A 26,011-nucleotide genomic window follows, 5' to 3' on the forward strand; every position below is an offset into this window, starting at 1 on the left:
TATTAGATTTCAGCGCTTTCAGGTAATTATCCGTATTACTATAACTTTTTACATGTTGTTTTGGCTATTGAAGAATCAATAACTCTTAGTAGTTGTTATTTCATTCTCAGTAAGTTTAATTGTAAAACCTTTGTTATTAAGGTTTGCTATTAGGTGCGCAATGCTTGTACCATTAGTCCATTTGATATCTAAGATGTCATCCGCAAAATCATTTATTTCTACTTCCCCAGAAAATGCATCCGAAGTATTTCTTAAGCGAATGATTTCGAGCTGCTTCTTGACAATTTCTGTTTTTAGACCTTCTTCAATATCATTCATTGACAATGCAGTACGATTAATTTCTTTATGTCCGGCACTACCGCCATTATCCGCCGCTTCATAATTATTTTTGCCTGCAAAAATATCCAGATACCAAATCTGCGGTATTCCTGGCATAAACATTTGGATGACTCTCGCAAGCAGTAACTTTTGTTCATCTTCACCCAATGCACTAAAAAACGTGGCATTTATTTGATAATAAGAAATTTTGTTTCCGGATGGGTCATATAGATTTTTGACACGACCACCTCTTTCCATAATAGTATTCATGATACTTTCAATCTCAGCATCTTCTAACAATCCTTTATTATAAACGCCATTTACCTCCTTGCCTTTCAAGTCTAAAACTGGTATTCCATCATGGCAACCCAGCATATTGACCGTTTTATATCCTTTGGCTATAATTTCCTTAGCCCATCGAATTAAAGCGCTGCTAGTTTGACTTTCGATAGTGTGAATGGTTAAGCCTGGCAAGAAAAAATCATAGATATAATACCCTTCATTGGCGACCTCATCATGCAAATGCAAACCATATTCTGCATGAATTTCTGGCAAAAGCATCAAATTATTTTGTTGTGCTATTTTCTTAATACGCTCTAAATATTCCCAAGTTCCTGGTATATTAAAAAAATTAGATTCACCCACTTGTTTATGCAGATAGGCAAAAGCATCTAATCTAAGTATCGTACAACCATATCCACTTAATTTTTTCAGAGTCTCCTCGTAAAATTCCCATACTAATGGCGAAGCGGCATTGACGTCCATTTGTCCTAAATAAGATCTTTTTTGTTCTACAATTTGTAAAATTTCTGATTTAAACAGAGCACAATCATCAAAATTTAGCGTAGCAAAATCTTGATTGTTATTTATAGCTGCGTTCACAAGGGTAACAACAGATTGTCTTTGTGCCTCAGTCAACCCTGCAATAGACTGCAAATCAGCCACGCCAATTGGATTGTAGGTTATTTGCTGATAAAAGGTATTCCAATAGGGTTGTTCAGTCCCATCCGGGAAACGTACTTTTAATATGGGTAAACCTGACTTTCTCATGAATAATTTATTGAGAAATTCTGGTTTTGGTATAATAATTCCATCTTCGTTTTTCGTCCCGTTTCCTTCCCAGAATTCATTCCAATTGATAAAAAAATCTTTGAATTTAGATTTATCCCCATGTTGCAGCATGTCTTTAAACTGAGGAGAAGCAACAGAGAGATGATTTAATACAATATCAAATTTCAGTTTTATTTGGAGTTCATTCAAGTCCTTTAAATCTTTTTCATCTACTAACTCCTTGTTTATATCATAATCAATAATAGAAAAACCTCTATCTAAATCACTGTTAAAAAAGGTGGGCAAAACGTATATTAGAGAAAACACATCTTTAAATTCTTCCATTTTAAGCATGGCTATTGAATCCCTAAATTTTTCTCCAATGCTATCTGGATAAACATTAAGCATTACACCATTGCTGATATTTTTATTGTCTTGTATCATTGTATTTTAAAGAAGTTTAGAAAGGATATTGATATTATCTGGAAGTCGACCTACATTTTGAAGTTTTAAAGCGGCTAACTTTAAAGCAATGTCCAAACATTCATGAATTGATTTTTCTTTTATGTAAGCAAATAAAAATCCAGACCAAAAAGCATCGCCCGCTCCCGTGGAATCCATCACCTTTTCAATTTCTATCGCTGGCATTTGTATTATTTCTTTACCCTTTTGAGATAGTTTCACGCCATTGCTTCCTAAGGTTAAGCAAACCAAATCCACTCCTTGCTGGTGAAAAAATTCGAATATCTCTTCATGTGGAAGTTCTTTCTCAAAAAGACGCAACATATCATCCTCACTAATTTTTATTAGTGGATTGAACTGGCAATAGGTTTTGATAACTTTGAAAGCCTTTTTTTGGCTTTTCCACAGCTTTCTTGCATAGTTAAGATCAATACTTAGCTTACAACCTAAATCGTGCGCCTCTTGAGCCTTCTTCAGGATTGTTTTTTGCGCCGGATTCTTACTCAATGCGAAGCAAGTGGTATGGAATATCTTTGTATTAGATAGTATTTCCGCTGAGATTTGCTCTTCATAAATGCAACAATCTGCCGAACGATAAGGTATAAAATCAGGCGTACCCTCAGATCTTGAAACAAAAATTACGCTAGTCGACTTGTCGTCTAGAACGTTAAGATGTTCTGTATTTACTCCAACGCTTGTTAAACGTTCCGTGATATAAGAACCAAAACCATCATTCCCAACTGTAGCAACCATAATCGTATTCAAACCTAATCGAGTGGAATTCATAGCAACATTAGTAGGCGAACCTCCTAAATACCTATGATAATCTCTAGTTTCATTAATCAGCACACCCTCTTGATGCCCGATAAAATCAACCAATACTTCACCCACACAAAGAATGTCTATAGTTTCCATCTTATTATTTATTGTATTATTCACTTACGTTAGTTTTTTTGATCTTGATTAATAAGGTACAGAGCGCAGCAAGCACTAATAATACTCCGGCAAAAGTAATTGCTTGACGAGGATCGTTATCTAAGAAGTTTTTTAAAATATAACCAAATGAGAGATTTTGAATAATCATCGGAATAACAATCATCATATTAATAATTCCCATGTAAACTCCATAACGCTCTTTTGGAACAACAGCAACAACCATCAAATACGGTATTCCCATCATGCTTGCCCAAGCAATTCCGTAACCAATGATCACCGCAAAAAATACATATTGATTTTGCACTATTGGAAACCATAAAAAAGAAAATGCTCCAAACAGCAGACATACAAAATGAATCATTTTAGCGCCATATTTCTTGGCTAATTTTGCCAAATAAAAAGCAATTGAAAATGTAACTATAAATCCAAAAGCACCAATTAATCCATTCCACTCTACCGCTTTTTCATAACCCATCACGTTCTTTGGAGTTACATTCCACACGGATAAGGCAATACTTTTTGAATTGTTTTGCCAATAGCACATCATGGCATACCACTGAAAAAGATACACTAGAAACAGTTGCCACATCACTGTAGGCATTTCTAAAACGGCCTGGTAAATATCAATAAAGGGCGAAAAAATCTTTAAGGGTTCTGCTTTTAAAATGGCAATTTCTTCTGCTGTTGGCGGGATTTCTTTCGTTTTGCTCATACTCCACCATATAGAAGAGATCGAAAGGATTGCACCTAAAAAGAAGGAAGCGTAAATCCATGTGGGTAACGACCCAGTATAACCAACAAAAACAATTGGAAACAGAAAAAGGGAAATATAAGCGAGAAACTGCCCGAAACCAGTAAAGAAACTCTGCGCCTGAAAACCTGTTGGCTGCTGCTCTTCGTCCAATGTATCCGCAATAAAAGCGCGATACGGCTCCATTGCAGTATTATTTCCAATATCTAAAATCCAAAGCAAACCTGCTGCCATCCACAAGGAACTGCTAAATGGAAATAAAAATAAAGCAATACTACAAATTATAGCTCCAATAAAAAAGTAGGGTTTACGCCTTCCCCATCGTGGATGCCAAGTTTTATCACTCATCGCACCAATAATAGGTTGAATCAATAAGCCGGTTAAAGGTCCCGCAAGATTCAGTATCGGAATTTGATCTGGACTTGCATGTAAAAAATCATAAATAGGATTTACGGCACTTTGTTGTAAACCAAAGCTGTACTGTATTCCAAAAAAACCAACATTCATATTGATTATCTGCCAAAAGCTCAATTTTACTTTTAAATTCATTCTACGTGGTTAATTTGTTAATTTTTTCTAAATTTAATTTTAATATTGCCAATTAAAAACAGAATAAAAACAAAAACGTTTTCGGAAGTCCCGAAAACGTTTTCGATAATTTAAAATCACCTAAAAAAACTAATCTATTTTGAAGTAAAAGGAATAATTATTTTAGTTTCCCATTCTAATTCATTTCCTCCATTAAAAGGATTGGACAAGAAATGTTCCTGAACTTTATTTTCCAATTTAAGATTGTGCTTTTTTGCATAATCCATCAAGGCAAACCAAGCCCTATCTGAAGTCCTGAAATTGCCGTAATAAGTAGCTTTCAATCCTTTGATAGCAGGTAGAGTTTTAAATTTTACAGCATTATTTATAACATTCTTTGCTGGCTTTTCAACTGGAAAACAATAATTAAAATCAATTGTTTCTTTATCAAGATCCCAATTCATAATTTCTAAGTAAGGACGACCTATTATTTTTATCTTATTTTCAAACAAAAAACCAGTAATAATAGCATCGTTTGCAATCATAGTTTGGCCCTTTTCCTGTAAAACACTTTTCAGATTAATATAGGCAACGAATGTTTCTTCTGAAACACCTTCACCTTCAATTCTTACTTTAAAATTTTTTAAATGCTCACCCAATCCTTTCTTAAAATCAGTTATTTTTTTTATTTGAGACTCTTTGAAAAGGGTACTAAAAAATGGAACCGTTAACTTGTTGTATATACTATGATTTAAATCTTTTATACCAACATTCACTTTTGTAACTGAATCATTTATATATGTAATATCCCAGATGTATTCCATTTGAGCATCACCTTTTTTCATTTTTTGTCTAATGAAATCAAAATTTCTCTTTTCTAAAACAGTATAATTTTCTTTTTCTTTTTCCAACTGAATGACAGACCACTCTTGAATTCCTTGAAAAACGGTCCCGGTAGCCGCACTTACTTTGAACGAAATGCAATAATCAGTCTTCTTTACGAGCAAATACCAAATTAAAAATAAGGATAAAAAAGCACTACAAGTTATTATGATTTTCTTTCTGACTGTCATTATTCTTTAATCATCTTTAATTTATTAACAATATAATCTCCAATAGTATTACCCTGCACAACACCATTCTCAATAGCTGCTCTGTAGTGAATTCCTCCGTAAAGCCTGCTAATTGATGCTTCCGCGGCAGCTTGTTTAAATGATTTAAAAGTTCTTTTAGGCAACCCAAAAGGAACTTCTGAATCATCGATATAACTAAAATTATCTCCAAAAATAGAGGTTAGAATAATTGCCGAACACGAAGACACCACTGAATGTCCGCTTACATATTCCGGAAAAGGAGGTGTTTGTAATTGTGGTCTCCAGTTCTCATCTATGTTTTGATTAATATACGTTTCAGGACGTACAACATTACTTCTATACTTTTCGTCCCAGCAACTAATGAAGCAGTCAAAAATTCCAATTGATGTTATAGTGTAAGCAAAAACAGTAGTTTCAAAATCTGATTTTGATTTTTTTAAAGCAATTTTAGTAATATTAATCCAATGCGCATCAGGTGTATTTTTTTTCTTTGCAAACATCATGTGTCCTTGTATGACTGTAGCATAGGGATTACAATCCCAAAAGGAAGCAATAGCCGATTCTTCAGGAATTGGTTTGCCTGGATTTTTCTCTACTTCTATTAATTTTTCAGAAATCAAATTTCCTACATCATATGTTTCTTTGGCCTCTTTGTAAAAAGCCGAGTTTTTATCAGTAGAAAAAGGATAAGGTGCTTTGGGTTTAAATTGAGATGCCGAATCCATTACTAAAGTCCTTATTTCTCCCCAATGCGGTTCCACACCATCCATATAAGATGGCGGAGTTGGCTGCCATCTTCCTGGTTGATCTGAATAAACGGAAAATTTAGAAGAAGTTCGAGTTTGTTTATAATTATCTTTTCCCATCCACATTTTGATTCTGTCTACCACTTTTAAAGCGTATTCTTTAGACACATCAAATTCTTTTTGATTTTCAGCACCCCACTTTTCATATAAACTATCTCTGTATTTTTCCAAAGCTTCCTCCGAAAAAATCAATTGTTTACTCACTTCAATATGGGCAATAAGTGCTGCTAAATTTTTATTCACTCCACTTTTCGGATCTAGTTTAGGAATAGAATCTAATCCTTTTAACTGCCCTTGTAAACTTTCATATTTAGTGTTGTTTTGAGCCATAATCTCATAAGCGGCAACATTAGGATAAACATAAATTCTACTGGCAACTGGAGGCGAAAATATATCATGAACCATAATTCCTGTTACAGTATCAACTGCAGCACAGAAGTCATCCGTCGTCACTTTAATTGGAGTCTCTTTTTTACATGAAGTTAAAAAAAGCATCGCAAGTCCTAAAAGAAAAATTTTAGAATTCATGTTATTGGATTTACTTATTTTGTTTGTCATTAAATTATTTTTTAACTGAAGGCATTTCATACAATTCCGCCTTCTTATTATTGATAGTAATCAACATATATTTCTTTCCATTGAAATTGATTATATCCAAATGTCTAACTGCCTTTTGAGTCAAGTTGATTCCTATTTGATTACCTAAAAATATGTTTTTTTCATTTTTGATTAAGGCTCCTGAAAATCCGTCAAACCTACTGTGATAAGGAGAAACCCCAAAGTAATTTCCTGCTGCAAAAACTTCTTCTTTCGCATCTGAATCGAAATTAGATTTCAGAAAACTAGTAATAGGAGCGACTTGCATTTTATTCGAAAAAGGAACAAAAGTAAACTTCCCTTTATCATTTCTCAAATAGCCCGATTTCAAATTATGAACTTCGAACAACTTTCCTTTCTCCAGCATTTTTAGATCAAAAACTTCTTCAAGTGTTTTTCCTGCAAAGGATTTGTAACTATTGAATTTCTTTTTTAGCATCCCGCTGAATTGTTCCGCAAGTTCATCAAGACCTAATGTAGTGTAATATTGTCCTTTCTTTTCTATTGCCACAATTGTTTCAAAAGATCCGTTAGTATCAAAATCATCAAAATACATTTTCATTGGAAAATCCTGTGAAGCTTTAAATTTAGAATTCATTCCCCAGTTTCCTACCAAATAATCTTGGTCACCATCATGATCTATATCAAAAGAAAGTACTGATTGCCACAATCCATTGCTTTTTTCTGGAAAAATGGTTGCTGTTACATCCGTAAATTTACCGTTTTTATTTGCAAAAAAAGTAGGTTTCATCCACTCACCCACTACAATTAAATCTATTTTTCCATCTTTATTAAAATCACTGAAAATGGCATCCGTCACCATTCCTATTTTCTCAAAAGTTTTATTTTGAACAATAGTGAAAACTCCTTTATTGTTGTTCAATAAATAACAATCCGGCATGCTTCCAAATCTATTATTGATTGAATTATTGCCTACAAAAACATCCAAGTCTCCGTCGTTGTCATAATCAAAAGCTTTTACAACCGATGCATTTTGAGTCAATTTAGGCAAAGTCGCATTTAGGAATTGATTGTTGGTATTTGTATACAGACGGTCTTGCAAATTAGATGCATTTTCACCTCCACCGGAAGCAACGTAAATGTCGTTCTTTTTATCGTTATTAAAATCGCCTATGACAGCGGAAGCGTCTTCAAAAACAGAATCCTTTTCAATTTCAGCTAGCCCTTTTTTAGAAAATCCGGCAGCATTTTGAAAATAAATTGCAGCTTTTTTACCTTTAGAGCCACCAAAGAAAATATCCTCTTTACCATCACCATTCAAGTCACCAATTGCAGTAGCTGCACCACGATCAGAGCGTTGGTATGGAATTAATTTTTGGCTTAAAATATCAATAAAATCATTTTCCTGATGCACAAAGTCAATTCCTAAACCCGTTTCAAGCTTTTTGAAAATTGGCAAAACACTTGGATGCAATTTTTTATAATCAAAAGCTTTTCTGTTCTGATTGGCTTTTATGGTAAGCGTTTGGCACGTTTTAACATTTTTTATTGTTTGATACGTTTTATCTGGCCAAATCACCACTAACGAATCTATCTTAGTTATTTTTCCATAACCAAAATGAATCATTGGTTCTGATGAAGACTGAAATCCTCTTGTAGTTTGCAGTTCCTTGAATTGTTTTTTCCCTTTTGAATAAGAAATTACTTTGGCTCCAATCCCAAAAGTGTTTTTTCCGGTAAACCTAAGTTTTAATTTTAAATAGTTTGATTTTGTATCTGTTTTATTAATGTAAACTGAAGCCGTAGCATTTGTATTATTGGTAATTACGTCCAAATCTCCATCATTATCAATATCTGCATAGCCACTACCATTTGAAATTATAGAATCATTTTCTATCCAATCACTTGAACGGTTTTTAAATTGCAAATCAGCTGCACCTTGAAAAACATAATTCGTCACATTTCCCTTTGGCATTCGCTTCAACGCTTCTTTATCCAATAACTTCGTCGTACTGATTTTACTTTTTATTTGATCATTTGAATAGTACTTAACATAATCTAAATCGTTAGGACGTTTTGGAATTCCGTTACTTACAAAAATATCCTGCTCTCCATCTTGATCATAATCACCAAATAAAGTGCTCCAACTCCAATCCGTCGCTGCTACACCGCTCAACAAAGCTGTTTCAGTGAAACCGCCTCCCGCTTGATTAAGCTGTAACATATTTCTGGAGTACTGATAATGATAGCCTAGTTTTTCGGTTCTCATTTTTAGCATTTGCACGTTATCATCACCTAAAGAGGATTTCAAAACTTTTTCATCTTCAGGCAACATATCTAAACTCAAAATATCAGGAAAACCGTCATGATTAACATCCGCAACATCAACCCCCATTGAAAAACGACTGGTGTGACCAAAATACTGTTTCAAACTTTCCGTAAAAGTTCCGTCCCCATTATTTAAATAGTAATAATCATCTTCGTGAAAATCATTTCCCACATAAATATCAGGATAACCATCTAGATTAAAATCAGAAACTGCTAATCCTAAACCGTAGCCATTGGCACCACCAAAGATTCCTGCCTGCTCACTTACATCTACAAATTTTCCGTTATCATTTCGAAATAATTTATCCCCACATTCGTAGCTTCTTTTATTTCTAATGTCCGCATTTCCAAAAGATGACTCAGAGTGTACGGCGTGATTCAATAAATACATATCTAAATCCCCATCTAAATCATAATCAAAAAATGCTACCGAGGAGCTATAATTATCTAAGTCTAAACCGTATTCAGCTGCGCTTTCGGTAAACGTGTTATCCTTGTTATTGATAAACAATTCATTTTGACCTTCAAATCCATTAATCCCAACTACCGCACAAACATAAATATCAAGATATCCATCTCCATTTACGTCAGCCATAACGGTACCGGCGTTCCAATCACTTTGTCCTTCTACTCCGGCTTTTGCTGAAATGTCTTCAAATTTATTTTTCCCTTTATTCAAGTACAATTTATTTTTTCCTTGATTAGAAGTAAAATAAATATCCACCAAACCATCATTATTGATGTCACCAAGAGCTACACCTCCGCCATTATAATAATAGAGATAATCTAAAATAGAGATGTTTTTGGAGTCAACCAATTCGTTATTGAAAGTAATATTGCTTTCATCAGAAGACAATTTTTCAAACAATTGTCCTTCTTTTTTGGAACAACCTATAAACAGCAATAAAGACAGTCCTATTCTGAAAAAATTATTCATAGCGTGTAAATATTTTAGGAGTATTATCATTAACTACAGCTATAATTGAAACCGTTTTATTTTTGTCTTTTACTATTTTCAGTTGTTTCACTTCCCCTTTTATGAAGAAACCTGATTTATTATAGGGCAACCATGAAAAAGTTCCGTTTTTGCTTCCTAAAAGTACGCTGCCATAATTTGCATCCAATCTGGAGAATTGTGGCTTGAATTCATATTGATTTCCACCCAAGATTAAATCCAAAATTCGATCATTATTCACGTCCATTGTAGTAATGGTGTTTACACTAGAAAACTGAACTTCTTTTGGAAGTGCTTTTATCTCAAACTTACCATTTCCTTTGTTGATTGCAATAACACTTTCTTGAATGTTCACTATCCTTTGAATCGAATTATCAACTACTTCCTTCGCAAATAATTCCTGAAATGTTTTCTTGGAATAATCTGCATAGCTCAAGTTTTTTTTCTTAATCGAAGGAATTTGTTTGGCCAATTCTTGTTTTAGGTTTATTGGTAAATCTTTGCCTTCAATAGAACGGGTTGCAATTTGTTCAATAGTTCCATTATTATCAAAATCATTGGTAAACAATTTCATTGGATTTGTACTTGTTGCTTTGTAGGTTGTATTAGTTCCTTTATTCCCCAGAATCAAATCTTTTTTACCGTCATTATTCAAATCTACACAAGTTACAGCATTCCAAAAACCTAGATAACCAGAAAGATTCGATTTAAATTCTACTAATCGGCGTCCATTATTTTTAAAAATCATAGGTGCCGTCCAATCTCCCACTAATATTAAATCTTTTTTTGAATCGTTATCAATATCTTCCCAAACCGCATCTGTTATCATTCCAACTGCATTAATTTTAAATGCTTTTTTATCAGTAACATTGGTAAAATTTCCTTTTCCATCATTTTCCAATAACAAATGTTTAGGATCAATTCCATAAACACCCGGAACGCTTCGGCTTCCTATAAACACATCAATATCACCATCATTATCGAAATCATTTGGTGCTATTACCGAGACGTTGTTATTGGTTTTTGGCATATTGGTTTTGCTTTTCACAAAAACTCCTTTTCCGTTATTCAAATACAGACGGTTTTTATAATTAGCCTGATCCGCTTTTTCGTTTCCACCAGAACCTACTAGTAAATCGATATCTCCATCATTATCAGCATCAAAAAAACTGGCAGCAGTATCTTCAAAAGTTGCATCTGCCTCTAAGTCTTTTTGGTCTGTAACTGAATAATTACCATTCCCTTTATTTAAATATATTTTACCAGATTGTCCTTTGGCTCCGCCAATAAAAACATCCTCATTCCCATCACCATTTAAATCAGCAACTGCGAGTGAAGGTCCTTCTTGCGAAAGCATTTTGGAGATTAATCCTTCATGATCAAAATCGACATAATTATTTTCTTTGTGTGCTGAGAAAATTGTTTTCTTTTCAGCAAACAATGGTTTTGGCTTGCCATTTTTAGGAACATAATCTACTTTAGCATTGGTAATATCCAAATTTAAAGTGCTATTATTGGTGATTTTTTTAATTGTTTGAGTTTTACCATTTGGCCAAACTACTTGCAATGAATCCATTTTTTTGGTTCCAATACCAAAAGTCATTACATAATCGATAGAAGATTGAAAGCCTCTTGAAGGAATTAATTCTTGTCTAAGAATTTCTTTACCAGAGAATAATTCCACAACACTTCCAACAGCAAACTTGTTTTGATTGTCTCCTTTTAGTTTTACCTTAACGTAATGATTTTTCTTGTTTTTCTCTGAATTATTTCGATATACAAAAGATTCCATGTTGACATTATTAACAATCAAATCTAAATCCCCGTCATTATCTAAATCCCCATACGCGGCACCGTTAGAAAAACTTGGAGTGTCTAATCCCCATTTAACAGCTTCATTGCTAAAAGTCAGGTTTTTATTATTCTTGAAAGCGTAATTTGGTATCGGCGTGCTTGGCATTTTACTGATAATGGTTTGAATTTCTTCTTTTTTACCTGTAACCACCATTTTCTGCATAAACTCATTTGCAAAAAAATCAACAAAATCCTGATTAGTTAAATCGTTATAAATACCGTTACAAACGTAGATATCTTTGTAACCATCATTGTCCATATCAAATAATAAAGCGCCCCAACTCCAGTCAGTTTTAGCAACTCCGGCATAATTAGCTATTTCAAGGAATTGATTATCACCATTGTTTATTTGCAATGTATTTTGCATGTATTGATAGTAGAAATCCAGATTTACTTTTCTAGTAAATAAATCATAGTTTTCAAAATTTGTAGTCGTTTTTAAGCGTTCGTCCGGTTCAGGTAACATATCTGTTACAAAAATATCGGCTTTCCCGTCATTGTTTACATCGGCCATATCAGCTCCCATTGAAGATTGACTAATGTGTGATGTCCATCCCTGAATTTGTTCGGTAAAGGTTCCGTTTTTATTATTTATATATAAATAATCTCTTTCATAAAAATCATTTGAAACATAAATATCCGGATACAAATCTCCATTTACATCTCCTACTGTAACTCCAAGACCAAAGCCTATCAGACTACCATATATTCCTGATTTCTCACTTACATCAACAAATTTTCCGCTGTCATTGCGCAATAGTTTATCACCTCCACCTTTCAGAATTTCCGCTACATCCCAATCTTTATCTCTTAAGTCTCTTTTGTTGGAATAATTAAGACTGCTTACCGGGATAAAACTGTTATTTAGAATATAAACATCTAAATCACCATCTTTATCATAATCAAAAAAAGCAGCATGTGTAGTTATACCTGTGTCAGCTAGATTGTATTCATCTGCTTTTTCGGTAAAAGTATTATTGCCATTATTTATAAAAAGTTCATTTTTTTGTTGATTACCCAAACTATTTCCTGCATTACATACATAAATATCAAGTAAACCATCCGCATTTAAATCAACCATTACAACACCGGTTGACCAGGTTTTGGTTCCTTCAACACCAGCTTTTTTAGAAATATCCTCGAATTTAAAATTTCCTTTATTTAAGTAGAGTTTATTGGTTCCAAGATTTGAAGTAAAATAAACATCCGAAAGACCATCATTATTAATGTCTCCAATAGCTACACCCCCACCATTATAAAAATTTCGGTACTTGAATATATTCATATCCGCATCATTTTTCACTTCATTGATAAAATCAATTCCAGTTTGGGAAGCATCTAATTTGGAAAACAAAGCGTCTTTATTCTCTGAATTTTCTTTGGAACAGTTGGAAAAAAGTAGAATAATTAGGGGTAATAAGACAAAACGATTTGACATATTATATTGCGGCATTTTAGTTAGGTAATTGCTTGTTTAGAATTGCCTAATATATATAATATTGATATAAAAAAAGAATAAAATAAATATAAAATAAAGAGGGTACTAAATACCCTCTTTATAACTAACTCAAAAAACAATTAATAGAAACAAATTTTTAGTAACCTGGGTTTTGTTTTAAATTTGAATTAAACAAAGCATCCGCTGGAATAGGAAACAAAATATATCTAGCATCTGAAACATACGGTTTCAACTCTCTTTGTTCCAAAAATTTACCAAAACGAATCATGTCATTTCTTCTCCATCCTTCATACCATAATTCTTTACCTCTTTCTGTGTAAATAGCATCTAAAGTAGTTGGAACTGTACCTGCTACATTAGTTCTAGATACTAATTGAGCAAATTTTGTTAAGTCATTAACTCCAGTACCACCTCTTAGAATTGCTTCTGCTTTCATCAATAAAGCATCTGAATAACGCATCAATGCATAATCATTTTCAGGAGTACCAACATTAGCTTCATCCGGAATGTATTTTTGACTTCTAATCCCTGCTGTTTCAAGTGTAGCACCTCCAGTAATCAATGTTAAGGCTGCAGTAAACACTAAAGGATTACCTTTTCTATCTTTTAGATTTACAGTACCAGCAGGTATGTTAGTATATAATGCTCCACTCGCATCTTTATCTCTACCAAATTCATCACGGTTTTTACCATTTTTCATTTGACCTACTTGAAATCCAACATTATTACCAAAAGCGTCGATAATATATTGATCTGAATTTTTGATACGTCTATCATTAGGATTAAACTTGTTGTAGTATTCAGCTACAGTTGCAAAACCATTCCAACCATCTGGTGTTTGTTGGTAATGCATACCCATTCTCCATCGTGACTGAATACCTCCACCTTGACCACCTCTAATGTTTTTAGAAGAGAAAATAATTTCCGGAGAAGTATTATTTGTTGGTTTGAAATTATCCCAATAATCAGTAGCTAAAGAGCTATTAATTGCATCTACATGAGTTACAACTTTAGTCATATCAGCAGCCTCAAAAGTATAAGGTCCTGCAGCATCAGCAGCATTAAAAACCCCTTTGTTCAAGTATAATTTAGCCAATAAAAAGTGCGCTGCATCAACATTAACAATGCTAGCGTCACCTGCCACACGAGCTGGTAAGCTTCCAATAATTGCTTCAAGTTCACTAATAACAAAAGCCGTAGCTTCTTGTCTTGTCCAAACTTTAGGATCTGCTTCTAGAGAACTACCTGCTTCTCTATATGGCGCCTGTCCATATAAATCAATTACATTGTAGTAATAAAATGCTCTTAAAAAACGAGCTTGAGATATTTGTGTAGCAGTACCATTTTCTATAACTAAGTTACAGTTGTATACTTGTGACAACAAAGAGTTCCAAGCATTTCTTATTTCTATATTATCCGGCGCCCAAGTATGAGTATGCAATTGTCTCCATTTAGCATTATCGTCCCAGTCACCACCTCTTGTAGGTCCCACTAATGCATCCGTAGACATTTCATCTAAGGCAAACATTTTGTCTTGATCTTGAAAACCTCTTAAGCCTTCATAAGCACTAACCAATAATGAAGCAGAATTCACTGTTCCGCCCCCAGCATTATCAAGGACTACACCATCTAATACTTCCTCATCTAGATTAGTACAACTTACTCCTAGAATAATGGTACTAGTAAATAAGATGCTTTTTATAATATTTATTCTTTTCATTGTTTTTTTAATTAAAATGTTACGTTAAGTCCAAGTGATACACTTTTGTCTCTAGGATACGATAAATATTCCATCCCTGCTGAAGGCACTCCATTTAGTGATTTATCAGTATCTACTTCTGGGTCAGTTCCTGAATAACTAGTAATAATAAATAAATTAGAAGCATTTACAAAGAATCGAGCCGATTTAATTCTAAACTTTTCTAAAGAGTTTACTGTATATCCAAATGTTAAGTTACCCATCCTTAAGAAATCTCCTTTCTCTAAGTATTTAGTAGATGGAGAGTTAGGATCTCCTTGTGCTTGAGGAGAAGTCGCTGCTTCTAGAGTTGTGTTTCTTCCTCCTAGGAAAGCACCTTTAAAGAAATAGGCATTTGTAGTATTGTTATAAATATAGTGACCAAAAGCTCCATAAAAAGAGGCACTTGCATCAAAACCTTTGTACGCTAATGAAGTAGTAAATCCAACATTGATTTTCGGTAAAGGCTGTTTGTCTAACAATTGTTTAGCTGCTGTACCTAAGCCAGTATCATTCCCTGCTGCATCCGCATAAATAGAATTTCCTGATGCGTCATATCCTCTCCATTCATATAAAAAATAAGTATATGCAGGTTGGTTGTTTGTAATTACTTGTGCATAAGCATCAGATAGTCCTTGACCATTTAAGCCTCCTGTAGCAATAAAACCGGCAAAGTTCTTCACTTCATTTGTTAAGAAAGAAGCATTTCCTGAAATATCCCAAGTTAAGTCTTCAGTATTTATAACTTTATAATTTAAAGATACTTCGACACCTTTATTTATTAAATTTCCTGGCAAGTTTTTGAACCTTGGTGATGGTGGACCTGGTTGAGTTGCCGCTGCCGGTACTGGGAAAATTAAATCCTTAGTATCTCTTTGAAAATAATCTACTGAACCTGATAATCTGTTGTTTATCAATTCAAAATCCGCTCCAACTCCATAAGAAGTTGTCGTTTCCCATTTCAAGTCAGCATTTGAGTTTGTATCAACATTTAAATTACCATTGTTACCATAAGAAGCTCTAGCAATTGCTGAGTTTGGTGCAAATTCCTGGTTTCCAGTGATACCGTAATTCCCTCTAATTTTGAAGCTATTGAACAAACCTTCTTTATCTTCTATCACTTTATAAGCAATACCCGCTGAAGGAAAATAATCGTATTTGTTATTTATACCTAATTTAGTAGAACCATCAGATCTTAATGTAGCAGTAAGAATCAATTTTTTGTACAAAGTAGCATTTATTCTACCAAAATAAGATTGTAATTCCACTCTGTTTCTATAAGAAGATACTCGGTACTCATTTTGAAGACCTCCTTCAATGTTGTCAATTAAATTCGTTTGATTAACATCATAACCTTTACCACTTGCAAAATTTCCATCAGCAGTATAATCATAATACGAATAACCAACTAATGCATCTAAATTAAAGTTATCACCAAAATCATTGTTATAATTCAAAGTGTGTTCGAAAGTTTTATTAAATTTATTTTGATTGTTGATTGAAGCTGTTCCAAATTTAACTTCGCTTGAACCAGGAACTGTTGCTTGGAATGCTGCACCAGAAATTTCCATCGTTGGCAACAATTGACTTTTTCTACTTGAGTTAGAACTTTCAACACCAAATAAGAATTGGTATTTCAGCTTACTGTTGATTTTCCAGGTAGTATTTATGCTTCCCAATAATTTATTAGTATTCGTGAAATCTGTGTAAGAATCTAATAACTGAACAGGATTCAAATAATCATCACCTACAACATTATACGAACCATTTGCATTTCTTATTGGCAAAGTTGGATTCCAATACAAAGCAGTACCAATTACATTACCAATGAAACCTGCATTATTTGACAAAAGAGTAGCTTGATCTTTCAAAGAAGCATAAATGATTCTTGACTCAACTTTTACAGCTCCACCAAAAAAGTCATTAGAGTTATAAAATGACGCATTGTATTTGTCTAAACCTGTGTTTTTAACAATACCATCTGTATTAGAAGCTCCAAAAGATATTCTTGTATTCGAGTTTTCTGTAGTCTTGCTAAAAGATAAATCATGGTTCATAGAGAATCCATTTCTTAAAACTGCATCTTTCCAATTGTAAGATCTAGACCCTTTATCATCGCCACCAGCTGCAGCAAATTGATCACCAGACATTACATCTAGTTTCCCTGATAATTTACTAAATTGAAATGAAGTACTGTACGTTAACTGTGGTTCTTTAGATTTACCTTTTTTTGTTGTTATTACAATAACTCCGTTAGCTCCACGAGAACCGTAAATAGCTGTAGAAGAAGCATCTTTCAACACAGACATACTTTCGATATCATTTTGGTTGATAAAGTTCAATGGATTTCTTGCAGATGATGTCCCTAATAAATCAGCTCCACCTCCTGAAACATTTCCTCCATCCAATGGCACACCATCGACAACGATTAACGGTCCATTTCCTGAACGAATAGACGAGTTCCCACGCACTCTAATTGCAACTCCGGCACCTGGCTCTCCACTTGATTGCGTAACTTGTACTCCGGCAACCTTACCTCTTAATAATTGAGCAGGTGAAGGAGAAGATACATTGTCAAAATCTTTTGCACTAATTTGATCAACTGCACCAGTTGCATCTTTCTTTCGAACTGAACCGTAGCCTATAACTACAACTTCTTTTAATTCCGCTGAATCTTCTTTTAACACTACATTAACTGCGCTTTTCCCTGCTACATTTACCTCTTGAGATTTAAGACCAATGTAACTAAAAATTAAAACTGCATTTGAGCCAACGTTTTTGATAGTAAACTTTCCATCGAAATCAGTTTGTGCTCCATTTGTTGTTCCTTTAACTAAGACAGAAGCCCCTGGAAGCGGACCGCTACCATCAGATACTGTACCGGACACATCTTGCGAATAAGTCAAACTTGTACAAAGTACCGTTAGAAACACCATCAAGCCTTTAATTAGACTATTTTTCATACGTAATAAATAAGTTGGTTAATAATTTGTTTAAATGGTTTGTTTAAATATTAACATCAAACATAATTATAAATTTATGATAAATTTAAGACATTAACAAACTATAACGTTTTCGTTGTATCGAAAACGTTTTCGATTTTAAAATTAATACTTTAAAAAATTAATAGTAAAATTATATTAAACATAAAAAAAAGACAATAAAAAAGATATAATTGTACTTTAAAGGCTTTTACGCAAAAAACATATTACATTTTTGTCAACAAAAAAGCTTTTTACAAAATAAGATTACGAATTATTCATCATAATGGAGTTTTTTTCGATTAATCAATAATCTAGATTGAGTTCCATTAAAAAACGAATATTATTGATCTAAAAATATCATATTCATTTATTTAGACGTGTTTTGACTGTTAAAAATATCACATTTACAAAACGTATTGTTATTAAAATTTAACACTTTTAAAATTAAAAATTTGGAAGAAATGTCCTAAAATTAATTTATTGCTATTGCATATTAGATTTATTTAAATTTTGAAAGAGGTATTTACCTTTATCCTTTCAACAGTTGTTTAGTGTGTATTTAAAAAACTAACATTCAAAATAAATAATCTCATCGGACATAAAAAAACCACGAATACGAATTACAATCCTAAAAAAGGAATGCAACTACTATTCGTGGCTTAAAAAACTTATTGAAATATTACTTTATTATTATCGTTTTATTATCGACTCCAAGACCTATAATCTTAAGTGATTTCCATTGTTTTGGCAACAATCCCTTATTATATTTCAATCCCAAGTCCGTTTGCTCTACTCCGCCAAAACCGTAAATAATCGCCTGAAGCATCGCTCCGGCTCCCGTAGCAAAATATGGATTGTTACTATTAGCTGATTCCGAAAACACTCCAAAAGGTGGGCGACTGTTTGGTAAATAGGATTTTACAAAATAACTATACGCTTTTTCTTTGTCACCTAAACGGGCATACAGCACCGATAAAACTCCCGAAGCCATTGCCGGACCATCTTTTTTATCAATTTTTTCAGCGTAATATTCTAAATCTCTTTTTATTTGTTCTTTGTCTGTGATTACGTGTAAAGGATATGCTAATAAGTTCACATCAGCCTGTTTAATCATTTGCCCTTGATATCCTTTATAATTTTGTGTAATTCCTTTTTCAGTGTGTATTGCTAATTTTTCAGATACTGCTATCCATTTAGGATTTATTGGTTCCCCTAAAATAGTTGCCGCTTTAATCGTATTTTTTAAAGACTCAATAGCGGATGCATTTGTAAAAGCATTATCATCTACATGTTGCGCGTATTCATCTGCTCCAACCACATTTAAAATAGAGAAACTTCCATCCTGATTTTTCACAACACGACTTACCCAAAAATCAGCTGTTTCTTTTAGAACTGCCCATTCTTTTCTCAACCAAGATTTGTCTTGCGTGTAAGCGTAATAATTCCAAAAGGCGATTGAAACATCCGCGGTGATATGCTGTTCAAAAATTCCAGTCAAAGCCCAAGTTGGTGTTGCTTCTTCCCCCGTATCATCAGATTCCCACGGATACATTGCGCCTTTATACCCATAAATAAATGCTTTTTGTTTTGCTTTTTGCAAACGATCTGAACGGTAATCTAAACATGATTTTGCCATATCTGGCTGTAATGCCAAAAGTGTTGGATACATCCAAAGTTCTGTGTCCCAAAAAATATGTCCGTTATAACCTTGTGCTGACAACCCCATCGGGGCAATACTTTGTCTGGTTTCAGGACGGATGTATGAATATAAATTATACAATGCAAAACGAACGCGTTGTTGCGCATCTAAATCGCCTTCAATTTGAATATCTCCTGTACTCCATAATTCAGCCCAAGCTTGTTTGTGACGATTCAATAATTTGTCAATTCCCTCTTGTAAAGCATAAATTGGCTGTCTCTCAGATTCGTTCAAAGGATCTGTAACATCTTTTGAAGTGCAAATCCCTCCTGCAACTGCAAAACGGTATTTTTTTCCTTTCAAAAGTTTTTTGGCAAACCCAACTTCGTTACCCGTTTGTTTTAGGGTTTCGCTTTCCCCATCAAAAAGAAAAGTGGTTGAAGCCGCAACTGTATATTTCCCCGTTAGCGTTTTAGCGGTTGTTCCAAAAACTGGCATCAAATATTGATTGTCTTTCAAAACCCTAAACTGACTTTTAGCGTCTTTCAATTCATCAGGAACAATCATATAATTATTAGCCGTAATTTCGATATCTTGAAGAGGGGTAATTTCGACAATTGCCATCGCTGAAAAAGGAATTGCTCTATTCGCCAAAATAGTATAGTTAATCTTTGCATAATCTTTAAACGAAAATGAAGTGGTGCTTGTTCCTTCTTTCATAGAGACTACTTGACTCCAATTATCTATATTATCTGATTTGATATCTTCCTTATTTATTGTCAAATGCAGATTCAAAAATTCTATTCCGCGAACTATTCTACTGATTCCATTTTCGGGACTTCCGTCATAAACGCCATTCAGAATAATTTCTTTTGTTTTTAAAGGCGTATCATCGGTAACAATTCCTATTTGACCATTTGCCATAGCAACACCAAAATAATTTACTCTTGAATTTGCGTATAAATGCCACTCATCTGATTTGCTTTGACTAAAAGCGACTGAACTTAGTAAGAGCATGAAAAACAAACTTTTAACTGTTAAAATCATAAATTAATTTTTTAATAATATTTTCAAACTTATACCTTTTTTAGGTAAAAATATTGAATAATTTCAGATACTGCGTCGAATACAAAACGAAAACGTTTTCGACTTATCAAAAACGTTTTCGACAACACAATTATGTTTAATTAAAAAATATAATTCTATTTTTATGAAGATAATATAATAATTAAACCTTATTTTAATGAAGTTCACAAATAAAATACTCCCCTTTTATTTAGTATTCGGAGCCTCTTTATTCTTGTTTTCCTGTAAAGATGAAGTTCAAAATCAAGTCATTTCCATAACTTCTTCCGAAAGTATAAAAACTGATTCCAAGGTGCAATACAAAGAACCTTTTAGACCACAATTTCATTTTTCTCCAGAAAAAAAATGGATGAATGACCCAAACGGAATGGTTTTCTACAAAGGAATTTATCATTTGTTTTACCAATATTATCCAGACGACATTGTGTGGGGACCGATGCATTGGGGACACGCGACAAGTAGGGATTTAATCCATTGGACACATAAAAAAATCGCTTTGTTTCCTGACAAATTAGGAATGATATTTTCAGGAAGTGCTGTTGTAGATATTGACAACACTTCCGGTTTGGGAACAAAAGAAAACCCTACGATGATTGCTGTTTTCACCTATCACGACATGAAAGGCGAAAAAGCGGGAACAACAAACTATCAAACACAAGGATTAGCATATAGCCTGGACGAAGGCGAAACTTGGATGAAATATGACGGTAATCCAATTGTTAAAAATTCCGGCATGAAAGATTTTAGAGATCCTAAAGTATTCTGGAATACCGATACCAATCTTTGGAATATGGTATTAGTAGCCGGCGATCATGCACAATTTTACACTTCAGAAAATTTAATTAATTGGAAATTCGAAAGTGAATTTGGTAAAAATATAGGAGCGCACGGCGGTGTTTGGGAATGTCCTGATATTTTTAAATTGAAAATTGCCGGTTCCCATGAAGAAAAATGGGTTTTACTCATCAGCATCAATCCTGGCGCACCAAATGGAGGTTCCGGAACACAATATTTCATAGGTGATTTTGATGGGGGAAGTTTTAAAACAACTCAAAAAGATATCAAATGGATTGACAATGGCGCTGATAATTACGCAGGTGTCACGTACAATAATGCTCCTGACAATAGACGAATATTCATAGGCTGGATGAGTAATTGGTCATACGCCAGAGACACGCCTACAAAAAACTGGAGAAGTGCGATGACACTTCCCCGAGAACTATCGCTTGCAAAAATAAATGGTGATTATGTTCTGAAAAACACTCCTGTAGAACAGTTCAAAAAACAAGGAACTAATGCCTTTACCAAAGATGAAATCATCCTAAAAGCGAATCAAAAAACGACATTTGATTACCAATACTTGAATCAGTCAGCAGTACAATTGAATGCTAAAAATGAAAATTTAAAATTTGTTTTTTCCAATGAAGTTAAGGATTCTCTAGTTCTCAATTACGATGCGAAAGGAAAGACTTTTTCTGTAGACCGAAGACATTCCGGAATGGTAAATTTCGAAAAAAGTTTTGGAGAAAAAATTCACAACACCAAAATTCCAAATATAACTACTGAAACAATTGATTATCAAATCATAGTAGATTGGTCCTCAATTGAAATTTTTCTGAACGGTGGCGTATACAGTTTTACGGAACAAATTTTCCCTAACAAACCATACACCAAACTTAGCATTCAATCAAATGAAAATCAGGAAATTAAAAACCTTACCATTTCTAAAGTAAAAGGAATCTGGTAAAAAAAATTCTTTTATAACAACCAAAATAATCAACCAAAAAACAAAATAATGAATAACAAAAAAATACTTTATTGGTCCATTGTCGTTGCATTTGCAGGATTTTTATTTGGATTTGACACTGTAGTAATTTCGGGAGCTGATAAACAATTGCAGCAATTATGGGGTTCTTCTGATTTGTTCCATGGATTAGTCGTGATGTCATCCGCATTATGGGGAACGGTTATTGGCGCTATTTTTGGGGCTTTTCCAACGAATATTTTAGGTCGGAAAAAGACTTTAATAATCATAGGATTGCTGTTTTTTGTTTCTTCCATTGGAACTGCATTCGCAAATGATCCTATTTTCTTTTCTATTTTTAGATTTCTTGGCGGAATTGGTATTGGGGCATCCACTATTGCGGCTCCAACCTACGTTTCTGAAATTGCTCCTGCAAAAGACCGCGGAAAACTAGTTGCTTTATACCAATTCAATATTGTTTTTGGAATTTTAATCGCCTTTACCTCTAACTATTATTTACAGGATATTGGAGAAAATGCTTGGCGTTGGATGTTAGGAATACAGGCTTTTCCATCTTTAATTTACACAATTCTAGTATTTGGAATCCCGGAAAGTCCACGTTGGATTTTAGAATATAAAAAAGACAGAGCAAAAGCAGTCTCTATTTTGAAACAAATTAACAGTGACGCCGAAGTTGAAGCTGAAATTGCAGCTATCGAAAAAGAAACTACTCATGAAGATAAAAACGAATCCATTTTCATGGCAAAATACAGAAAACCATTACTATTGGCTTTTTTTATTGCCTTTTTCAATCAGCTCTCCGGGATTAATGCTTTTCTATATTACGCACCCCGAATTTTTGAATTGGCAGGATTAGAAAAATCAGCTTCTTTTTTGAGCAGTATCGGAATTGGAGTGATTAATTTGATTTTTACCATGATTGGAATCTCGCTAATCGATAAGTACGGAAGAAAAACGCTGATGTATTTGGGTTCGGTAGGATATATTATTTCTTTGGGATTAGTAACAACCGCTTTTTATTTTGAATGGAAAGGAATGGCTGTTCCGTTGTTTTTCTTCTTTTTTATTGCCTCACATGCCATAGGTCAGGGAGCCGTGATTTGGGTATTTATTTCTGAATTATTCCCAAATAAACTAAGAGCTGCAGGAACTTCTTTTGGGACTTCTGTTCATTGGGTCCTAGCTGCATTGATTCCTTCTTTTATTCCATTTTTATTTAAAGAAATTGGAACTACAACTGTTTTTGCAATATTCTGCTTAATGATGGTTTTCCAATTGCTTTGGGTATTTACAAAAATGCCGGAAACTAAAGGAAGAACATTAGAGGAACTATCTGAAAGTCTATCAAAAAACGAATAACCATGACTAAAAATATAATCTGTTTCGGAGAAGTTTTGTTTGACGTCTTCCCAACGCATAAAAAAATTGGAGGAGCACCATTGAATGTGGCACTGCGTTTGGCTTCACTTGGCATCAATGCCCAAATAATAAGTCGTGTTGGAAATGACGAAATTGGAAGAGAACTCCTTGCTTTCATTAAAAAAAACGGAGTTGACACCGATACGATTCAAATAGACGAAAACTTATCAACTGGAGAAGTTATTGTTCAATTAAACGAGAAGGGTTCTGCTTCCTACACCATCAATTACCCTGTTGCTTGGGACAAAATTATTTGCATTCCGGAAGACGAAATTAGGGTCAAAAAAGCGGATGCACTTGTTTTCGGCAGTCTTGTATGTCGAGATGGTGTTTCACAAAATTCCCTTTTAGAAATAATAAACTATACAAAATACGCTGTTTTTGACGTCAATTTACGCGCTCCATTTTACACCAAAGAAATACTGGTTAACTTGATGATGCAGTCTGATTTTATAAAATTCAATGATGACGAATTGTATGAAGTAAGTGCTTTCCTAAATTCTCCGTATCATTCATTGGAACAAAACATACTTTTTATTGCAGAAAAGACGAACACAAAACATATTTGTGTGACCAAAGGAAGTCATGGTGCGGTTTTGTATTACAATGAAAAAATGTACTACAATAGCGGTTATAAAATTGATGTTATAGACACTGTAGGTTCTGGAGATTCCTTTTTAGCTGGTTTACTTTCTAAACTTTTATACGATGAGAACCCACAAGAGGCCATTGATTTTGCTTGCGCTTTAGGAGCGATTGTAGCAAAAAACGAAGGGGCAAATCCGAAAATTTCAAGTAAAGAAATCAATGATTTTATGAATCCTTGAAGAAATTCAAAAATTTTTTTTTATAGATTAAGAAAATACAAAAAATTAAAAAAAAACTTTATTTGACAATAAGTTTGCATGTCGTCAACAATCTGTTGTAAAATTCGCAAAAGACGACTAAACTGTTTCTTGAAAATTGATTTACAATAAATAAATTGTAAATTCGTTTACGAGAAGCAGTTTTTGCTTTTACTACCAGAGAATTGAACCATGAACAACATCACTCTCAAAGAGATTGCCGCACAATTAGGAATTTCAATAACCACCGCTTCAAAAGCTTTGAAAGGGTACTCTGATGTCAGTGAAAAAACGAAAAACGCAGTAATTGAACTTGCTCAGAAACTTAATTATACCCCCAATAGTTTTGCGGTAAATCTGAGAACGAAAGAATCAAAAACCATAGGTTTGATAATTCCCACTCTAGTAAATGATTTTTTTTCATATGTAATTAAAGGAATTCTTGAAGAAGCAAAAAAAAGAGATTATTTGGTTATTATTTTACAGTCTAATGAAAAACTAGAGTTTGAAAAAAAACAAATTGATCTACTTTTAAACAAAAGAGTAGACGGTATTTTAATGTCATTATCTAATGAAACCGGTGATTTTGATCATATACAATCAATCATTTCCCATGATACTCCCTTGGTACTTTTTGATAAAATTGCTAAACTTGTCAATTGTTCCAAAGTAACTATTAATGATAAAAAAGCGGCCTATGATGCCGTTTGCTATCTTATAAAAAAGGGATACAAAAAAATAGCACATTTTAGAGGTTCTTACATACCCCAAAATTCTATTGACCGATTTTTAGGATACAAAAAGGCATTGGAAGATAACAATCTAACATACGATTCATCTCTAGTTTTTGTATGTGAAAACAATGAAGATTTTCATGACGGTTATGAAAATGCTAAAAAAGTGATGAAAGAACATCCAGAAATTGATGCTATTTTCGCCGTTACAGATTTAGTGGCTATTGGAATTATTAAATACTTTAATGAAATTGAGATTTCAATTCCAGAACGAATTGCGGTTTTAGGTTTTAGTAATTGGTTTATGTCAAGCGTAATATCCCCAAAACTTTCTACGATTGACCAACCTGGTTTTGAAATTGGAAAAAGGTCTGCTTCAATTCTTTTTGATGAAATCAATCTGAAAAAGAACAATTTACCTGTAGTTTTCCAATCCATTGAATTGGAAACAAGCATAATTGAAAGAGAATCCACATAAAAAAATTGAATCTTTCAACAAAACACACAACCACCTTTACTTAATTTAACGAATCGATATTAATTTGTTTATTTTGACAAAATACAAAGATATAAGATAAAAATTAATATCTTGGTAGAGGATATTTAAAGGTAGAATCGTTTTTATAGCTAAAAACTAAATGACGCAAAACTTAAAACATCATTATTTCTAAAATATTTTCCTAAATTTAAATCTGTAGAAAT

Annotated in this window: 14 protein-coding genes; 4 read left to right on the top strand and 10 right to left on the bottom strand. The window is 33.4% G+C overall.

The genetic code is table 11. The features are described from left to right. Nucleotides 1–75 precede the first annotated feature (75 nt). The 10 genes from DR871_RS02270 to DR871_RS02315 form a co-directional block, all read right to left on the bottom strand. On the bottom strand, nucleotides 76–1,812 hold the full coding sequence (locus DR871_RS02270; RefSeq protein ID WP_113665028.1) for an alpha-amylase family glycosyl hydrolase: 1,737 nt from the start codon (nucleotides 1,810–1,812) through the stop codon (nucleotides 76–78). A 6-nt stretch (nucleotides 1,813–1,818) separates the two neighbouring features. Continuing rightward, a complete protein-coding gene (locus tag DR871_RS02275) occupies nucleotides 1,819–2,745 on the bottom strand; it encodes a carbohydrate kinase family protein (protein WP_113665476.1) in 927 nt (308 codons plus the stop codon). Nucleotides 2,746–2,761: 16 nt separating this feature from the next. After that, entirely contained in the window at nucleotides 2,762–4,066 is a 1,305-nt protein-coding gene (locus DR871_RS02280; RefSeq protein ID WP_113665027.1) for an MFS transporter, read from the bottom strand. A gap of 134 nt (nucleotides 4,067–4,200) precedes the next feature. Continuing rightward, a complete protein-coding gene (locus DR871_RS02285) occupies nucleotides 4,201–5,118 on the bottom strand; it encodes a GyrI-like domain-containing protein (RefSeq protein WP_113665026.1) in 918 nt (305 codons plus the stop codon). After that, on the bottom strand, nucleotides 5,118–6,473 hold the full coding sequence (locus DR871_RS02290; RefSeq protein WP_113665475.1) for a vanadium-dependent haloperoxidase: 1,356 nt from the start codon (nucleotides 6,471–6,473) through the stop codon (nucleotides 5,118–5,120). The genes DR871_RS02285 and DR871_RS02290 overlap by 1 nt, the downstream gene beginning before the upstream one ends. A gap of 34 nt (nucleotides 6,474–6,507) precedes the next feature. Then, on the bottom strand, nucleotides 6,508–9,768 hold the full coding sequence (locus DR871_RS02295) for a VCBS repeat-containing protein (RefSeq protein ID WP_113665025.1): 3,261 nt from the start codon (nucleotides 9,766–9,768) through the stop codon (nucleotides 6,508–6,510). Beyond that, on the bottom strand, nucleotides 9,761–13,078 hold the full coding sequence (locus DR871_RS02300) for a VCBS repeat-containing protein (protein ID WP_113665474.1): 3,318 nt from the start codon (nucleotides 13,076–13,078) through the stop codon (nucleotides 9,761–9,763). Before DR871_RS02300 ends, DR871_RS02295 begins: the two co-directional genes overlap by 8 nt. A gap of 157 nt (nucleotides 13,079–13,235) precedes the next feature. Further along, nucleotides 13,236–14,819 (bottom strand): RagB/SusD family nutrient uptake outer membrane protein, encoded by a 1,584-nt coding sequence (locus DR871_RS02305; RefSeq protein WP_113665024.1) that lies wholly within the window; start codon nucleotides 14,817–14,819, stop codon nucleotides 13,236–13,238. 11 nt (nucleotides 14,820–14,830) lie between these two features. Next, nucleotides 14,831–17,800 carry a SusC/RagA family TonB-linked outer membrane protein gene (locus DR871_RS02310; RefSeq protein ID WP_242497064.1) on the bottom strand — a complete coding sequence of 990 codons (2,970 nt, stop codon included), beginning with the start codon at nucleotides 17,798–17,800 and terminating at the stop codon, nucleotides 14,831–14,833. Nucleotides 17,801–18,500: 700 nt separating this feature from the next. Further along, a complete protein-coding gene (locus tag DR871_RS02315; RefSeq protein WP_242497065.1) occupies nucleotides 18,501–20,477 on the bottom strand; it encodes a glycosyl hydrolase family 95 catalytic domain-containing protein in 1,977 nt (658 codons plus the stop codon). A 226-nt stretch (nucleotides 20,478–20,703) separates the two neighbouring features. Between DR871_RS02315 and DR871_RS02320 the strand changes: the two genes are divergently transcribed. The 4 genes from DR871_RS02320 (at nucleotide 20,704) to DR871_RS02335 (ending at nucleotide 25,787) form a co-directional block, all read left to right on the top strand. Continuing rightward, nucleotides 20,704–22,293 (top strand): glycoside hydrolase family 32 protein, encoded by a 1,590-nt coding sequence (locus tag DR871_RS02320; RefSeq protein WP_113665021.1) that lies wholly within the window; start codon nucleotides 20,704–20,706, stop codon nucleotides 22,291–22,293. A 48-nt stretch (nucleotides 22,294–22,341) separates the two neighbouring features. Beyond that, nucleotides 22,342–23,670: a sugar porter family MFS transporter gene (locus tag DR871_RS02325; protein WP_113665020.1), complete on the top strand. Its 1,329-nt coding sequence runs from the start codon at nucleotides 22,342–22,344 to the stop codon at nucleotides 23,668–23,670. Nucleotides 23,671–23,672: 2 nt separating this feature from the next. Beyond that, nucleotides 23,673–24,557: a carbohydrate kinase family protein gene (locus DR871_RS02330; protein WP_113665019.1), complete on the top strand. Its 885-nt coding sequence runs from the start codon at nucleotides 23,673–23,675 to the stop codon at nucleotides 24,555–24,557. A 210-nt stretch (nucleotides 24,558–24,767) separates the two neighbouring features. Then, on the top strand, nucleotides 24,768–25,787 hold the full coding sequence (locus DR871_RS02335; protein ID WP_113665018.1) for a LacI family DNA-binding transcriptional regulator: 1,020 nt from the start codon (nucleotides 24,768–24,770) through the stop codon (nucleotides 25,785–25,787). Nucleotides 25,788–26,011 lie beyond the last annotated feature (224 nt).

The sequence above is a fragment of the Flavobacterium petrolei genome (assembly GCF_003314435.2).
GTDB lineage: Bacteria > Bacteroidota > Bacteroidia > Flavobacteriales > Flavobacteriaceae > Flavobacterium > Flavobacterium petrolei.

Excerpts from the sequence above, each read along its gene's own strand:
- DR871_RS02275 (WP_113665476.1), bottom strand. The coding sequence starts at position 2,745 with ATGGAAACTATAGACATTCTTTGTGTGGGTGAAGTATTGGTTGATTTT.
- DR871_RS02270 (WP_113665028.1), bottom strand. The coding sequence starts at position 1,812 with ATGATACAAGACAATAAAAATATCAGCAATGGTGTAATGCTTAATGTT.
- DR871_RS02305 (WP_113665024.1), bottom strand. The coding sequence starts at position 14,819 with ATGAAAAGAATAAATATTATAAAAAGCATCTTATTTACTAGTACCATT.
- DR871_RS02280 (WP_113665027.1), bottom strand. The coding sequence starts at position 4,066 with ATGAATTTAAAAGTAAAATTGAGCTTTTGGCAGATAATCAATATGAAT.
- DR871_RS02290 (WP_113665475.1), bottom strand. The coding sequence starts at position 6,473 with ATGAATTCTAAAATTTTTCTTTTAGGACTTGCGATGCTTTTTTTAACT.
- DR871_RS02335 (WP_113665018.1), top strand. The coding sequence starts at position 24,768 with ATGAACAACATCACTCTCAAAGAGATTGCCGCACAATTAGGAATTTCA.
- DR871_RS02300 (WP_113665474.1), bottom strand. The coding sequence starts at position 13,078 with ATGTCAAATCGTTTTGTCTTATTACCCCTAATTATTCTACTTTTTTCC.
- DR871_RS02295 (WP_113665025.1), bottom strand. The coding sequence starts at position 9,768 with ATGAATAATTTTTTCAGAATAGGACTGTCTTTATTGCTGTTTATAGGT.
- DR871_RS02320 (WP_113665021.1), top strand. The coding sequence starts at position 20,704 with ATGAAGTTCACAAATAAAATACTCCCCTTTTATTTAGTATTCGGAGCC.
- DR871_RS02330 (WP_113665019.1), top strand. The coding sequence starts at position 23,673 with ATGACTAAAAATATAATCTGTTTCGGAGAAGTTTTGTTTGACGTCTTC.
- DR871_RS02285 (WP_113665026.1), bottom strand. The coding sequence starts at position 5,118 with ATGACAGTCAGAAAGAAAATCATAATAACTTGTAGTGCTTTTTTATCC.
- DR871_RS02310 (WP_242497064.1), bottom strand. The coding sequence starts at position 17,800 with ATGAAAAATAGTCTAATTAAAGGCTTGATGGTGTTTCTAACGGTACTT.
- DR871_RS02325 (WP_113665020.1), top strand. The coding sequence starts at position 22,342 with ATGAATAACAAAAAAATACTTTATTGGTCCATTGTCGTTGCATTTGCA.
- DR871_RS02315 (WP_242497065.1), bottom strand. The coding sequence starts at position 20,477 with ATGCTCTTACTAAGTTCAGTCGCTTTTAGTCAAAGCAAATCAGATGAG.